The organism is Kitasatospora sp. NPDC048715 (assembly GCF_043198905.1).
GTDB classification, from domain to species: Bacteria; Actinomycetota; Actinomycetes; order Streptomycetales; family Streptomycetaceae; genus Kitasatospora; species Kitasatospora lactacystinica.
The window spans coordinates 109501-123490 of the sequence record NZ_JBICVH010000024.1 but is presented as its reverse complement, the minus strand read 5'-3'; the positions used below and the strand labels follow the sequence as shown (position 1 = coordinate 123490).

Annotated in this window: 9 protein-coding genes and 1 pseudogene; 3 read left to right on the top strand and 7 right to left on the bottom strand. The window is 69.0% G+C overall.

All coding sequences use genetic code 11. The features are described from left to right. Positions 1-64 precede the first annotated feature (64 nt). Positions 65-730: a hypothetical protein gene (locus ACGFSC_RS37145; protein WP_359908275.1), complete on the top strand. Its 666-nt coding sequence runs from the start codon at positions 65-67 to the stop codon at positions 728-730. Positions 731-1036: 306 nt separating this feature from the next. Here the strand turns inward: ACGFSC_RS37145 and ACGFSC_RS37140 are convergent, their stop codons facing one another. Further along, positions 1037-4753, bottom strand: a complete 3717-nt coding sequence (locus tag ACGFSC_RS37140; RefSeq protein WP_392864729.1) for a hypothetical protein — start codon at positions 4751-4753, stop codon at positions 1037-1039. 551 nt (positions 4754-5304) lie between these two features. On the opposite strand from ACGFSC_RS37140, the gene ACGFSC_RS37135 reads away from it, so the two are divergent. Then, entirely contained in the window at positions 5305-5766 is a 462-nt protein-coding gene (locus ACGFSC_RS37135; RefSeq protein WP_359910235.1) for a GNAT family N-acetyltransferase, read from the top strand. Positions 5767-5838: 72 nt separating this feature from the next. Here ACGFSC_RS37135 and alaS read toward each other — a convergent pair whose 3' ends face one another. The 6 genes from alaS to ACGFSC_RS37105 form a co-directional block, all read right to left on the bottom strand. Next, on the bottom strand, positions 5839-8499 hold the full coding sequence (gene alaS / locus ACGFSC_RS37130; RefSeq protein WP_359910233.1) for an alanine--tRNA ligase: 2661 nt from the start codon (positions 8497-8499) through the stop codon (positions 5839-5841). A 229-nt stretch (positions 8500-8728) separates the two neighbouring features. Further along, positions 8729-9397 carry an HAD family hydrolase gene (locus tag ACGFSC_RS37125; protein WP_359910231.1) on the bottom strand — a complete coding sequence of 223 codons (669 nt, stop codon included), beginning with the start codon at positions 9395-9397 and terminating at the stop codon, positions 8729-8731. Further along, on the bottom strand, positions 9394-9945 hold the full coding sequence (locus tag ACGFSC_RS37120) for a phosphoribosyltransferase family protein (protein WP_359910228.1): 552 nt from the start codon (positions 9943-9945) through the stop codon (positions 9394-9396). Before ACGFSC_RS37120 ends, ACGFSC_RS37125 begins: the two co-directional genes overlap by 4 nt. Beyond that, complete coding sequence (locus ACGFSC_RS37115) at positions 9942-10541, bottom strand: LOG family protein (RefSeq protein ID WP_359910225.1); 600 nt, start codon at positions 10539-10541, stop codon at positions 9942-9944. The genes ACGFSC_RS37120 and ACGFSC_RS37115 overlap by 4 nt, the downstream gene beginning before the upstream one ends. Beyond that, a complete protein-coding gene (locus ACGFSC_RS37110) occupies positions 10538-11410 on the bottom strand; it encodes a hypothetical protein (protein WP_359910222.1) in 873 nt (290 codons plus the stop codon). The genes ACGFSC_RS37115 and ACGFSC_RS37110 overlap by 4 nt, the downstream gene beginning before the upstream one ends. A gap of 36 nt (positions 11411-11446) precedes the next feature. Further along, on the bottom strand, positions 11447-12280 hold the full coding sequence (locus tag ACGFSC_RS37105; RefSeq protein WP_359910219.1) for an aspartyl/asparaginyl beta-hydroxylase domain-containing protein: 834 nt from the start codon (positions 12278-12280) through the stop codon (positions 11447-11449). Between the two features lie 298 nt (positions 12281-12578). Here ACGFSC_RS37105 and ACGFSC_RS37100 point away from each other — a divergent pair. Then, a pseudogene (locus ACGFSC_RS37100) lies at positions 12579-13930 on the top strand (tetratricopeptide repeat protein). The last annotated feature ends 60 nt before the right edge of the window (positions 13931-13990 follow it).

The following is a 13990-nucleotide window of genomic DNA, read 5'->3' as shown; positions in this document are numbered from 1 at the left end:
GCTTTGCCCCATCAAGTTTTCGAACGGTGTTGGAAAACGCCGGAGCCAGGGGGAGGAGCCGGACATGGGGGCGATCGTCTTCAACGTGACCACGGCCGCACTGATGGTCATGATGGTCAACTGCGGGCTCGGCGTGGTGGGCCGCGACACCCTGCGCGGACGCCCGCTCCCGTGGGCCGCGATCGCCCTGACCGCGGTCGCCGTCGCGGGCGTGCTGCTCCAACTCCTCTGGTCCGGCGCGATGGACGCGCTGGACGCGGACCCCGCCAAGTCCGGCTGGTGGCGCGAGCTCACCTCGGTGTTCATGCAGAACGGCGGCCTGTTCGGCGGCCTGTGGAACCTCGTCACCCTCGCCGCCGTCGCCGCGCTCGCCCACTGGTACTGGGGCGGTCCGCTCACCCTCGGCTTCTTCCTCGCCGGCATCCTGCTGCCCGGCCGCATCGACACCCTGCTCGGCCTCGGCGGCGGCCCCAGCACCGACCCGCGCAACTTCGCCGGCAGCTCCGGCGCCACCTACTTCCTCGGCGCCACCCTCGCCCTCGCCCTCCTCACCCGCACCCGCCTCCCCAAGGAGATCGCCCTGGCCGCCGGCGTCCCCGCGCTGGGCCTCGCCATGTGGCTCGCCCAGGAGAACGGCCACGGGCTGGTGTCCGTCTACGGCTTCGCCCTCGCGGCGGCCGTCTGGGCGCTCCGCCGCCTGCCCCGCCCGGCCCCCGGCCGGACGGCCTGACCCGCAGCCCGGCGGCCGCTCGCGGCACGCCGGCAACGACGGCCCCGACCGGTTCGGTCGGGGCCGTCGTCCGCGCTGGTGGACGGACGGCGGGCAGGCGGGATCAGACTTCATGAGAGGTGGCGTGGTTTACGTGTGCTCGACCAGTTCTCTCGTGCGCCGTGAGTGGTGAATCCGCGTGCTGACTTCTGACGGCTGCCTTCTCGCAGGGGGAGGCCACCGTCTGTCGTTCCGGGCTTTGATGCTGCCCGCCTCGCTGCCCGGGGGCGGCGGGCAGCATCGGTCATGGGCCCCGGTCTTTGTGGTTCAGACATCGACTCCGGCGAGGAGTCGTGCTGCCCGAGCGGGGTCGAGATCCCACTGAAGGGCGATCGTTGTCAGACCATCCAGTTGCCGATAGTCATCGTTTGGGTGGCCGGTTGCGCCATGAGCGATGGCGGCGGCAAGGGTCGGAATGCCTGAGTTTCGGAGGGCTTCGGCCTCGGTGGCTTCACCATCCACCCGGAGAGCCAGGCCCTCAAGGAAGCCGACGACCGTCTCGGCGACCGAATTTCCCAGCCGGAGTTCCGCGATGGCGCGGCACGCCTGGTGGAACCGCGCCGCCGCCTGGTCTGCGACTTCCTGATGCCGAGGGTCGATGTCCCGAACGCTTGCAAGGTAAGCCAATCCGGAGAGGCATTGAAGGGCCTGGTGAGCATCGATGCAGGCATCGGTGAGTGGGGTCGGGTGTGCCGCGGGCAGTGCTGTCTTCCAAGTGTCGAAGAGTTCACTTCCAGGCCACAGCGTCGTCTGGAGTTGCTGCGCCATGAGTCTGACCGGCCTGCCGGCGATCAGAGGTACAAGCAGGACTGCCCTACGGCTTCCCTGAGAGCCCGGGTTGTGCTTCAGCAGGGTGCTCAACTGTTCCAGCGCCGTCTGCCACTCGGTGAGTTCGTTGAGCTCCACGCCCACGGCCAGTTCCATGGCAGGCCACTCCGTCGTGCCGGGGTCGGAGATTGGTCTGGTGTAGACGCTTATGCGGAGCCCTGCGGCCCCAGCGTCGGCCTGGAGCTTCAGCGGGGCAGCGACTGACCGTGCTTCGGCGACCCGGCGGGCAAGGTTCGCCGCCCGGGCGAGCGCTTGTGTGGAAGGTCCGGATCGGGCCTCAGCCGTTAGCGGCTTCGGTCCGAGCGCTCCCCAGACGAGTTCAGCCAGAACGACGTGCAGGTCGGCGAGAATCGTCGCCAGTTGGTCGAGGACATCCGGTGGTTCCTGGCCGATGAGGTGCCAGCGTTCCTCGTCCCGTACGCGCAACGCGAGGCCCTTGAGGTTTTCGCCGACATAACCGGCTAGCGCCGCATACTGCTGAGGGTCGCCGATCCTTCGTGTGAGGTTCTCGGCGATCCCGTTCACGAGCATTTGCAGGCTATCGGCACCGCCGCCTGGTGCGACTTTGCCGACGGGCAGCGTGGACAGAAAGGAGATGTCCACAGGGCGGACCAGTGAGTTGGCCCACTCCTGCAGCTTCGTTTGCATCGTGCTTAGGTCGTTGGGGTCCCTTGGGTGGCGGCCGGTGCACCAGATTCGCGTCAGCTCCGTCAGGTAGCGGTGCAGTGTAGGGAGTTCGGCGCAGGCGGTGGCAGTTCGTGTGGTCCAGTCGGCAGCATTGGCCGCCATCGCGCCGATCAGCGAGCGGGCCCGAAGCCATGCCACCTGGGTCGGTGAACTGTCATACCGGCGCTTCAGGTGACTGACTCCACTGATGAAGTCACCGATGGCCAGAGGGACACCGCCAGGTAGCAGACTCTGAACGTCCACACTGTCGCATTCCGGGAGACACCGTAGGAGGGTCCGCCCGAAATCCTGGAGTGCCCGCTCCGAGTCCGGCTGGGCCTGATCAGAGACATGCAGCAGACGGGCGTACGCCACGCGGCTGCCATCCCGCTCAACAACAGACGCCTCAGTTACCCATGGCGAATGTGCCGTCAATGCACTCAGGACGTATTCCTCGCCGCCCGCGAGTCGCAACAGCTCTCCAGCCAACCCCACTGACACGGCGCCAGCTGCGGTGAAGATGTCTCCCAGTGACTCGACAGGTGCAGCGGCAAGCACTCGGCTAAACGGCGAGTCGGAGAGCATCGAGGGCCAGCCTGTGATGTCCAGTTCTACTCCGGCGAGTACGGCCAGCAGCCGTTGGGCTTCGGCAGGGTCGTCGCACTGGGACAGGAGAAGACCAGTGGTGGTCGTCCCGAGCCGATCTGTTAGTGCGTCGCGCAGAGGCGAACCAGATGAACTGGTCGCACGGATCTCGGGGATGGCAGCTTCGACTTCGTCTTTCAGGTTCGGGAGCAGGTCCCCATCCATCAGTGCGAACTGCAAGGTCGTGGGACGCAGAGCAGGTGGGACTTGGTGTCGGTCGAGGATTTGCGCCCAGCCGGTGGCACAGCGGGTGACGTCGACCAGGCGAAGTGCCTGCAGCGCGCCGACAGTGGCCTCCATGCCCGACCTGCGTGCGAGTTCGACTGTGATCTGGTCCAGCACGACGGAATCCAGGTCGGGGCGGTCGGAGAGAACACCGACGACGAAGGGTTGGAGCTGCGTATCCGCCAGTAGCTGCATCACCGCGATCACGGTCTCGTCCAGAACCGGCGGCGGGAGCGCATGCACGGCGTCGGCCAGGCGGGACGAACGTAGCTGGTGCAGCCCTGACAGCCGCCCCAGCTGCTCGTGGACAAGATGTTCATCCGCCAGACGGGACAGAGCGATGCGAAGGTCCGAGTCCCCAAGACCGAGTTGCTGTTGAAGAGCTCGAAGGGGCAGATCGACGCCCCATCGGTGGGCGATCGAGGTCCTGGCCAGGATCTCGATTTCCGCCTGCCGTCCCTCGAACACCCTCCGTTCGACCTGTTCCGACAGGACGTCGGAGAGCCTTCGTCCACGGGTGAGGAGGTGTGTGAACTCCAGGGTCAGCCCGTCCGCTGCTTCGTACGCTTCACGCCAGTGCGGAGCCGTCGTGGCACCGGACGCCGACAGCCCGGCGTGGATCTGCTCCGCGACCTCTTCGTCGAGCGATACCGTGATCTGGACGCAATCGGCCTGGCTTCGGAGGGGTAGGAGGTCCTCACTCCTGACGGAGCCCAACAACAAGGCACCGGGGATCGGCGCGAGTTCACGGTGGAGGGTATCCCAGGCGTCGGCCGCTCCGATCCCGACGCCGTCCACCACGAAGCCAACCGGAGACCGGGTCGACGGCTTCAACGCCCTGACCAGCCGTACCAGCGGTGCGATGTCCTCGGCTCGGAGCCGCCGAATCCGGTACCAGAGCACATGCCTGGTCGCATAGGCGGCCGTCCACATCACGGTGGACTTACCGACGCCGGAGGGGCCTGCAACGAGAACGCTCTGGCCACGATTGATTGCATCCGCGATCTGCCCGGCCAACACCGGCCTGGGAGCCGGTAGCCCAGCTGCGATATGGCCAGGCTGGACATCGATGCCTTCGTAGAAGCCGGCCGCCTCAAGTGGCCGATCGAAGTCCACTGGTTCGCAGATTCCTGCGGACAGTGCCTCCCCCAGCGACGCATGGTCGATGGTCTCGGCAACCTCGGTCACGATCCGGAGGATGTCCGTGCGGCTCAGCCCAGCAGCTTCTGACAGGCTGGTCTCGGCGTTGGCGTCGGCACGGCTTGCCACGGTGCTGCGCAGGGCCAGTACGGCAGCCTCTGCTGCTACGGGCAGCAAGCCGAGTCGCTGCACCACTGCGCTACGAGTGCCCTCTGCGGCGAGACCCCATGGCAAAACATAGAGGCTGACGGCGTCACACCACGTTTCGAGCTCGTCGCTGTTCAGGCCGGCCTTCACAGCCTTCATCCTGAACGCGTTCAGCAACCGGTGATCTTTCGGGAGATCGATCAAAGGCTGGCCCCACCGGGTGAACGACTCACCTTCCACTGGTCGTTCGAGCACAAGGAGCGGTTGACCAGACACCCCTGCGCGGGCGCGCTTTGCGTGCGCCTTGGCCATGGTGACGAGGTGCTCGGCCACTTCAGGTGCGGTGAAATCGCCGATACGCTCTTGTCGGGACTTGACCTGGACGTGCCAGGGCGTCGGCCCGTCACATGACAGGTCTTCCAGACCCTCCGGAACGATCCGATCGGCGCCGATGGCACCGGAGAGAACACGTCCGCACAGCCACGCTCCAACGGCATCCTGGTAGTGGAACCCGCGCCCAGCGCGCGCCCGAACGTGTTGTCGTCCATAGAGCCTCGGCGCTTCCGCTGCTTGGTTCGCTCTGCTGTGCGGCCGCGATGGGACGGCCTCGCCCTTGCTGCCTCTTTCTCTTGCTGGCCATGTGGGAAGCATGACAGGCCGGTCAGACACCTGCGGTAGCTTCCTAAGCGAGGCCGTTGACCAGGATCGGTTCGGGGTGGAGATCGGTCGCGACACGTCGAGAAATTGTCCAGCCTGGACATCGACATGCCGGACGCCAGCACCAGGCCGACACTTGTTGTGTGACAGTGCGATCAACCGGCACACCCAAACCGCCAGGCCTTTGTGCGGGTGTTGTGGTGCGGCGTTTCGAGGCTGGCGATTCCGTGGATGATCTAACCGGTCTACTCCACTGCGCTTACGCTCAGCACGCAGAGGCTGGACGGGTCTTCTTCGCGTCGTACCAGTCAGTCCAGGACACGGCTGACCGTGTGGCGACGGGGGAGTGCTGGCTCGCGTTCCGGAACGACAAGATGGTGGGGTCGGTGACGGTGGCGGCCCCCTACGTGGCGCCCGAGGGGTATCCGGCTACGGCCGGGGCGGGCTCGTTCTGGCAGCTCGCAGTGGATCCCACGTATCGGGGGACGGGTCTCGGGCAGCGGCTGTTGACCTTGGTGGAGGATCGCATCGTTGCGCTCGGTTCCACGGTGGCTGTCATCGATACGTCGGCCGAGGCCGTCGAGTTGGTGGGCTGGTACCGCAGGCGGGGGTACGCGCCAGTCGGGACGTGGCGGTGGGATGTGACCAACTACGAGAGCGTGGTCTTGCAGAAGGACTTGACGGCCTGAGGCGGAGGTGGCACGGGCCGGCGGGACCTCCGGGGAGGGAAAGCCTCCAGCCCGTGCCAGGGCGGCCTGGCTCTACTGCCCGAGAACCTGGGTTGCGTCCTGGGCGGCCAGGGCGAGCGCTCGGTCGAGTGACCCTGGGCGGCGTCCGCCGGCGCTGGCGACGGGGCCCTTGCCACCGGCTCCGCCACCGACCAGGCGGGCCGCCGGGACGAGGATCTGGCTGGCCTGGGCGCCGGTGTCGTGGAGGCTGCGGGTGACGGCGGCGGCGAGGAGGGCCTTGCCGCCGTGCTCGGTGCCGAGGACGACGACGGCGTGGTCGCTGCCCAGGAGGTCGGCGGTGTTAGCGGCAAGGGCGCGGAGTTCGTCGGGGACCAGGCCGGTGACCTTCTCGGCGACGATCCGGCCGCCGGGGACGGTACGGGCGGAGGCGGCGAGTTGCTGGGCGCGGGTGCGGAGCTCGGTGTCGCGGAGGCGGGCGAGTTCCTGCTGGGCGGTGGTGAGGGCGTCGAGGCGCTTGCGGAGGGTGTCGGGGGCGTTCTGGGGGCGGGTGCCGAGGAGGGCGGAGAGTTCTTCGAGGAGACGGCGTTCGGTGTCGTGGTAGGTGAGGGCGTCGCGGCCGGTGAGGGCTTCGATGCGGCGCAGGTTGGAGCCGATGGAGGCTTCGCCGAGGATGCGGACGGGGCCGGCGCCAGCGCCGTGGGGAACGTGGGTACCGCCGCAGAGTTCGCGGGAGAAGTCGCCGATGTCGACGATGCGGACGTGGTCGCCGTACTTCTCGCCGAACAGGGCAGTGGCTCCGGCAGCCTCGGCCTCTGAGCGGGTGGCGTGCCAGATGCGGACTTCGGGGCCGTCGAGGAGGTGGTCGTTGACGAGGGCCTGGATGGCGGCGAGCTGGGTGGGGTCGAGGGCGGAGAAGTGGGCGAAGTCGAAGCGCAGGCGGCCGGCGTCGACAAGGGAGCCGTGCTGGCGGGCGTGGTCGCCGAGGGTGCGGCGGAGCATGGCGTGCAGGACGTGGGTGGCGGTGTGGGAGCGGGCGACGGCGTCGCGGCGCGGGCCGTCGACCAGGGCTTCGGCCTGCTCGCCGGCCCGGATCTCACCCCCGGAGACGCGAACGGTGTGCACGTGGAAGCCCTCCAGGCCGAGCCTGGTGTCCAGCACCTCCAGGAGCGCACCGCCGGTGGTGCGGATGGTGCCGCTGTCGCCGACCTGGCCGCCGGACTCGGCGTAGAACGGGCTGCGGTCCAGGACCAGTTCGAGCGTGCTGCCCTGGTCGGCGCCGGGCACGACGGTGCCGTCGGAGATGAGGCCGAGGACGGTGGCTTCGGTGTCGAGGCGGTCGTAGCCGACGAAGTCGGTGCGGCCGTGGCGGGAGGACAGTTCGCGGTAGGCGTCCTGGTGGCGCAGGGCCTCGGCGGTCTTGGCCTTGCCGCCGGCCTTGGCGCGCTTCTGCTGTTCCGCGAGCAGGGCGGTGAAGCGGTCCTCGTCGACGGTCAGGCCGGCATCGCGGGCGGCCTCGATCGTCAGCTCGACGGGGAAGCCGTAGGTGTCGTGCAGTTCGAAGGCGGTCTCACCGGTGAGGGCAGTGGAACGGCCCTCACGGCTGCGCGTGATGGCGGCGTTGAGCAGCCGGGTGCCCTGGGTGAGGGTGCGGGTGAAGGACTCCTCCTCGGCGATGACGACCTGCTCGATGAGGCTGGCCTGGCCGGTGAGTTCGGGCCAGACGTCGCCGAGGTTGGCGATGACGCTGGCGGTGGCCGGGGCGAGGACGGGCTGGTCGATGCCGAGCATGCGGGCGTGCCGGATCGCCCGGCGCATCAGACGGCGCAGGACGTAGCCGCGGCCGTCCTTGGCGGGCAGCACGCCGTCCGCGATGAGGTAGGCGATGGAACGGGCGTGCTCGGAGACGACCTGGAACGAGACTTTCTCCTCACCACCGGAACCGCTGCCCGGGTAGTCACGGCCGGCGAGTTCCTGGACGGTGGTCAGGGTGGGCAGGAGGAGGTCGGTGCTGCAGACGTTCTCGACGTCCTGGAGGATCGCGGCGAGGCGGTCGAGGCCGAGGCCGGTGTCGATGCTCTGCTGGGCGAGGTTGCCGAGGATCGGGAAGGTGCCGTTGTCGTCGTCCTCGCCGCGCATGGACTGCATGAAGACGAGGTTCCAGATCTCGACGTACCGTTCGCCGTCGACGGCCGGGCCGCCCTCGCGCCCGAAGGCCGGGCCCCGGTCGTAGTTGACCTCGGAGCAGGGGCCGCAGGGGCCGGGGACGCCCATGTCCCAGAAGTTGTCCGCGCCGAGGCGCTGGATCCGCTCGGCGGGGACGCCGATCTTGCGCCAGAGCTGTTCGGCCTCGTCGTCCTCCTGGTGGACGGTGATCCAGAGGCGGTCCTTCTCCAGGTTGTAGCCCTGGGTGAGGAGTTCCCAGGCGTAGGCGATGGCGTCGGCCTTGAAGTAGTCGCCGAAGGAGAAGTTGCCCATCATCTCGAAGAACGTGGCGTGCCGGTTGGTGCGGCCGACGTTGTCGATGTCGGAGGTGCGGGCGCACTTCTGGATGGTGGTGGCGCGGGGGTACTCCGGGGTGACCTCGCCCAGGAAGTAGGGCTTGAACTGGTTCATGCCGGCGTTGGCCAGCAGCAGGGTCGGGTCGGAGGGGATGAGCGGGCTGGACGGGACGTGGCGGTGGCCGCGCGTGGTGAAGAAGTCCAGGAAGGTGGAGCGGATCTGCGTCGAGCGCATGGCGGTAGGGCCCTCACGGAAGAGTCGCGGAGAGGTGGGGGGTGATCACACGCCGAGCCGGGCCGAGAACGAGGACTGAGTGGTTCTCAGTTCTCCAGCTCGGCGCAGATAGCTCGCGCCCCCACGGTGTGGACCATGACTCCGGTATTCCGTCGCTCTGAGGTGGCGCAGCCGACAGCGGACGCAACGGTGCGCTGCGACTGCGCCACCAACAGTAGCGGCTCCGGAGTCAAGATCGCTTGGAGTTGTCCTCCTGACGGCCGATGCCGACCAGGAGGGGCAGGACGAAGGCGGCGTGGTCGGCGCGGGGCATCACGAGGTGGGCTCCGGCCCGGGTGAGCGCTTCAGGGCCGGCGAAGCCCCAGCCGGCTCCGACGGCGGTGACGCCCGCGGCGTGGGCGGCGTGGATGTCGGTCTCGGTGTCGCCGACGAAGATGCCCGCTCTCGGGGCGACGTCGAGCCGCTCGAGGGCGAGCAGCACGCCGTCAGGGGCGGGCTTGGGCTGGGCGTCCTCGTAGCAGACGACGGTGTCCAGCTGGTCGAGGATGTCCTGCGGCAGCAGCCAGTTGACCCGTTCGCGGCTTCTCAGGGTGACGACACCGGTGCCGACTCCCGCCTCGCGGAGCGCGGCGAGGGTTTCGGCGACGTAGGGGAACACCTCGGCGGTCAGGGTGGCCGTGGCGCTCGCCGCGACCCAGCCATCCTCGTTGATCGGTCCGTCCAGCCCGAGGTCGGACAGGACGTACTCGCGCGGGGTGGTCGCGGCGGCGGTCGGGAGGTCGGCGACGGTCACCCGCCTGCCGAGCGCGGCGGTCGCATAGCCTGCCAGGGTGGCGAGTTGGGCGTCCCGGCTGTCGACGAGGACGCCGTCGAGGTCGAAGAGCACGGCCCGCTTCACGCGGCACCGCCCGCCCGGGGCGCCGGCAGGTCGGCCTCGGTGAACAGCGAGTTCAGGGTGACGCGGTGCTCGGCCAGCAGCGTCCGGCCGCCGAGCGGGCGCTCAAGGACGCAGAGCGCGTGGGTGACCGGTCCGCCCACCATCCGCAGGATGCGTGCCATGTGGAGCAGTTGGGCGCCGGAGCGGACCACGTCGTCGACGAGGACGATGCGGCGGCCGTCGATGGGACGGCCCTCGACCTGGTGGAACGATCCGTAGCCCTTGGGCTTGCGGCGCACGAAGACGGCGGGCAGGCCGATGGCGGCGGACAGCGCCACGACGAGGGGGACGCCGCCGAGTTCGATGCCGGCGAGCACCTGGGCGTCGTCGGGGACGAGGTCGGCCATGGCGGTGGCGGTGTCGCGCAGGAGCGCGGGGTCGGAGGCGAGCCGGTACTCGTCGAAGTACGCGTCGAGCCGTCCGCCGTCGGCGAGCTTGAACGGGGCGTTGACGCACGCGGTTTCGGCGAGCCGGGCGGCGAGGCCGGCCGGTGGGGTGCGGGTGGTCATGCTCCTCCGATCGGGGTGGTGCCGAGCGAGGACAGGTGGGCGCGGAAGGCGTCGGCGGACTCGACGGTGGTGAGGAAGCCGAGCGGCCGGGTCGGGGTCTCGTACAGCCACCGCTCCTCGCGCAGGAAGGCGAGCAGGCGAAGGGCCGACGCGCCCGCGAGGCAGACCGGCACGGGCCGGATGGTGGTCGCGTAGTAGAGGGCGGCGGTCAGCTCGTGGAGGGTGCCGACTCCGCCGCCCATGGCGACGACCAGGTCGGCGTTCTCCAGGTAGTGGTTGAGGCGGGCTCCGGGGTCGGGCACGTGGACGGACAGGGTGGTGTGGGGGTTGAACGCGCCCCACTCGTCGTGTTTGCCGGTCAGCGTGACGGCGGTGACCGTGGCTCCCTGGCCTCCGGCTCCGCGGGCGGCGGCCTCCATCAGCCCGTTGTAGCCGCCGTGCAGAAGCTGGTAGCTGGCCTGGGCCAGGGCCCGGCCGATCTCCTCGGCCAGCGCCTCCTCCTGGGCGGAGGCGGGGACGACGCCGCCGAAGAAGACGGCGGTCAGGCCCTCGCGGGCCCGGCTGGCCGCCGGGCCCGCGAGGTGGAGTGCGTTCACACCAGCTCCTGGTAGGTGCGGTAGGCGGCGACGGCGTCGTGCAGGCCGTCGAGCGCCTGCGGGCAGGCCCGCTCGGCCAGGGCGAGCACCCGCTCGATCGCCTCGGTGACGTCGGCCGCCTCCGGGATCGCCGGGCCGCTGATCGCGGCGTCCAGGTCGCCCAGGCAGGCGCGGCCGATCGGGGTGACGGCGATCTCCTCGCGCAGCTGGTACCAGCCCCAGAACCGCGAGGCGGGGGCCAGGGCGGTCTTGATCAGGTCCTTCGTGGCCGTGTGCAGCCGGTGCCACTCGGAGTACGCCACGAACCGCTGGCCACGCTTGATCCGCTTGTGCAGGAGAACGGCCAGCACCAGGTGCTCGATCAGCAGCTCGGCGCAGGAGCGCGGCCGGGCGAGGAACGCGGCGGCGAAGCTCTCGGCCGCCGCGACGTCCGGCGCGGTGACCGGTCCGGGCCGGCGGTCGAGGAGGACGGCGGTGCTGACCGTCTCCTGCAGCCGCGGGATCCGGGAGGCCGGTGCGACGTACAGGTCGATCTGGTGGAGCTTCCCTTCGTCCGGGACGAGGAAGACCATCCCGACGCCGCCGAGGTCGGCGACGATCGTGTCGCGCCAGCCGGGCAGCAGGGCGCCGGCCTCGACCGGCATCAGGGTGTCCAGGGCCTCGACGAACGACGGGAACCGGGCGTCGTGGACACCGGCGACGAAGTCGACGTCGGACAGGCGGTCGGCGGTGCCGTGGGCCAGCGACCCGCGGACCATCAGGTGGGTCACCGCCGGGGAGGTGGCCAGGACGTCGGCGAGCTTCGACAGCAGCGGCAGCTGCGCGGGCCGGTTGGCCTGGGTGATCGCCGCCAGTTGCAGGGTGGGCATGCGCTTCTTCCTTCCGGGCGTGGGTGCGGGCTGGGATCAGGCGGGGATCGCGAGGAGGCGGCGCTTGGCGGTCTCCCAGCGCGTCGCGGCCTCCATGTCGCCGAGGGAGGTGTGCAGTTCGGCGATCAGGTCGTAGACCGTGCCTTCCGGCAGGGCGTACGTGTAGAAGAGCCGCAGCAGCATCCGCTCGGCCGCCTCCGTGTAGCCGAGGGTGGCCATGTTGCGGGCGTTTTCCAGCCGCGCGGCCAGGACCGTCTGGTCGGCGACGGGCAGCGGCTCCGCGACCACCGGGCTGAGCGCGGGACGTCGGGCCAGGTGGCGGTAGGCGTCGTCGGCGTACACGTCGGCGATCAGGTGGATCCGGTCCGGGCCGAGCAGGTTGCACACCCCGTGGGCGTAGGTCGGAGTGAGCCGCCAGATCCGCCCGCCCGTCATGTGCACCTTGGTGCCGCCGGTGACCAGGAAGGCGGACCTGTTGGTGTGCAGCGGGATGTGCAGCCGGTGCCGCTCGACCTGGTCGAGCTCGTCGTAGTCGCGGTGCTCCCAGAGGAAGGCGTTGCCCTCCAGCCGGGCGAGCCGCACCCACATGAAGTCCAGGCCGAGGTCGGCCAGGAATGCGGCGGTGGCCGGCATCCGGCCCAGCAGGTCGGTCGGACGGGCGGCGCAGTCGCCGATCGTCACGTCGGCGGCGTCGCCGGAGGCGTTCATCAGCGAGGTGGTCCACCAGCCGCCGGACTGGTAGGCGCCGTACTCCTCCTTCCAGGGGGCCTGGGCGGTCAGGGCTTCGTGGCGCATCCGCTCCAAGGGGGCGGAGTCCACGGCGTCCAGCTGGGCGATCTGCCCGGCCAGAGCGGTCAGGGTGTTGTCCATCGGTTCCCTCCTGTTCCGGCTTTCGGCATGGCGAGCCGGAGGGCACGTGGTGCTGGATGAATCGGATCGGGCGCCGCTGCCGGCACACCTGATCCCACGCTTCGCTGTCGGGAGTGCATGGACAGCGACGTGGTGGTCGGGATGGCGGCGCCGGGTGTGGCACCGACAGGGGGCCGGGTTTGCGGGAGGTGGTCCCGGCAGGCACTGTTCAGTGAACCGATCCAGGGGCACGATGGGTAGGCGATTCGACACGTAGAGTGGTTTACGCGGTTTACTGCTCCAAGTCGGAGGATCGGTCGTGGCCACGTTCAAAGAGCCCAATCACCGCCTCAGGGAGGCTATTTCAGCCGCCGGATGTACCTATGAGTCGTTGGCGGGCGCGGTGCGGCGGGTCGGTGCGGAGAATGGCGAGAGCTTGTTGACCAACAAGTCCGCCGTGGTCCACTGGATCAATGGCGCACAGCCGACCGGGCAAGTAGGTCAGTACATCGCGGAGGCGCTGTCCCGTCGCTCCGGGCGCCGCGTCACCCTCGCCGAACTCGGCTTCGCGAGCCCGGAAGAGTCGTTGGCGGCGAGTCTCGATCCAGTGGAGGCGGCCGCCAACCTCGGTCGCGCCGATGTGGAGCGTCGGACCTTCCTGGCTGCTGCTGCCTTTACCACCACCGGAGTGGCGATGCCGCTGCTCTACGACCCCGAACCGGTTTCGCGTCTGATGCGAGCTCGAACCGGCATGGCGAGGGTGGGCGAGCTGGAAGTCGAAGTCGTCCGACAGATCACGGCAGTGTTCAGCGCGGCGGACGAACGGCTCGGCGGCGGGCATGGACTGACGACCGTGACCGCCTATCTTGCCGACACGGCAGCCCCGATGCTCAATGGCCGTTTTCCTGACGAAGATACGCGGCGTCGGGCCTTCGGGGCGGTCGCTGAACTTGGCTACCTTGCGGGGTGGAAGCACCATGATCTCGGCCAAGAAGGCGCGGCCCAGCGCTACTACCAGGTCGGCTACCAGCTCGCTGTCGAGGCCGATCCTCATGGTCATGCCGGTTGGATGATGCGTGCCCTGGCCACCAAGCGCTCAGCCTCAAGCTGTCCAACCACTGTGTCGCGCTGATCGAGAACGCGCTCACCCGAAGCATCGGACGGGTGGACAGTAGGACCGAAGCGTTGCTCCACATCACCCATGCACGCGCTTTTGCTGCAATCCGTGATAAGCCTGCGGCAGCCAAGGCGCTCCTCGCAGCGGAGAACTCGCTTACCCGTGGCGGCGATCAGCAGCCGAGCTTCTCGCTCGTCAGTGGACCGGCAGCCGGCACCGTCGCCAGCCATACGGCGCGTACTCTCACTGATCTTGGAGATCACGTGGGAACGGAGCGGCAGCACCGTGCCGCATTGATCCGTTGGGACGCCGAGAAGTACAGGAGAGTCCATGCCCTCACCTATGCCGATCTCGGCGACAGCGTGGAGGCGCAGGCGCGGGCGGACGAGGCGGTGGCGATCTGGGGGCGGGCGCTCGATCTGATGGAAGGTATGACTTCGGATCGGACGAGAAAGGCGATCTCTTCGATTCGCCCACGCTTGGCGGTCTGCCGTAGGCGTGGTGTCCCAGGAGCCGTTGACTTGGAACGCCGCGTACGCGAGGCACTGACATGACAGCCGCACCGCAGGAAGGACCCGACCGACGTGGCTCACTCGACCGTTGATCAGAGCACT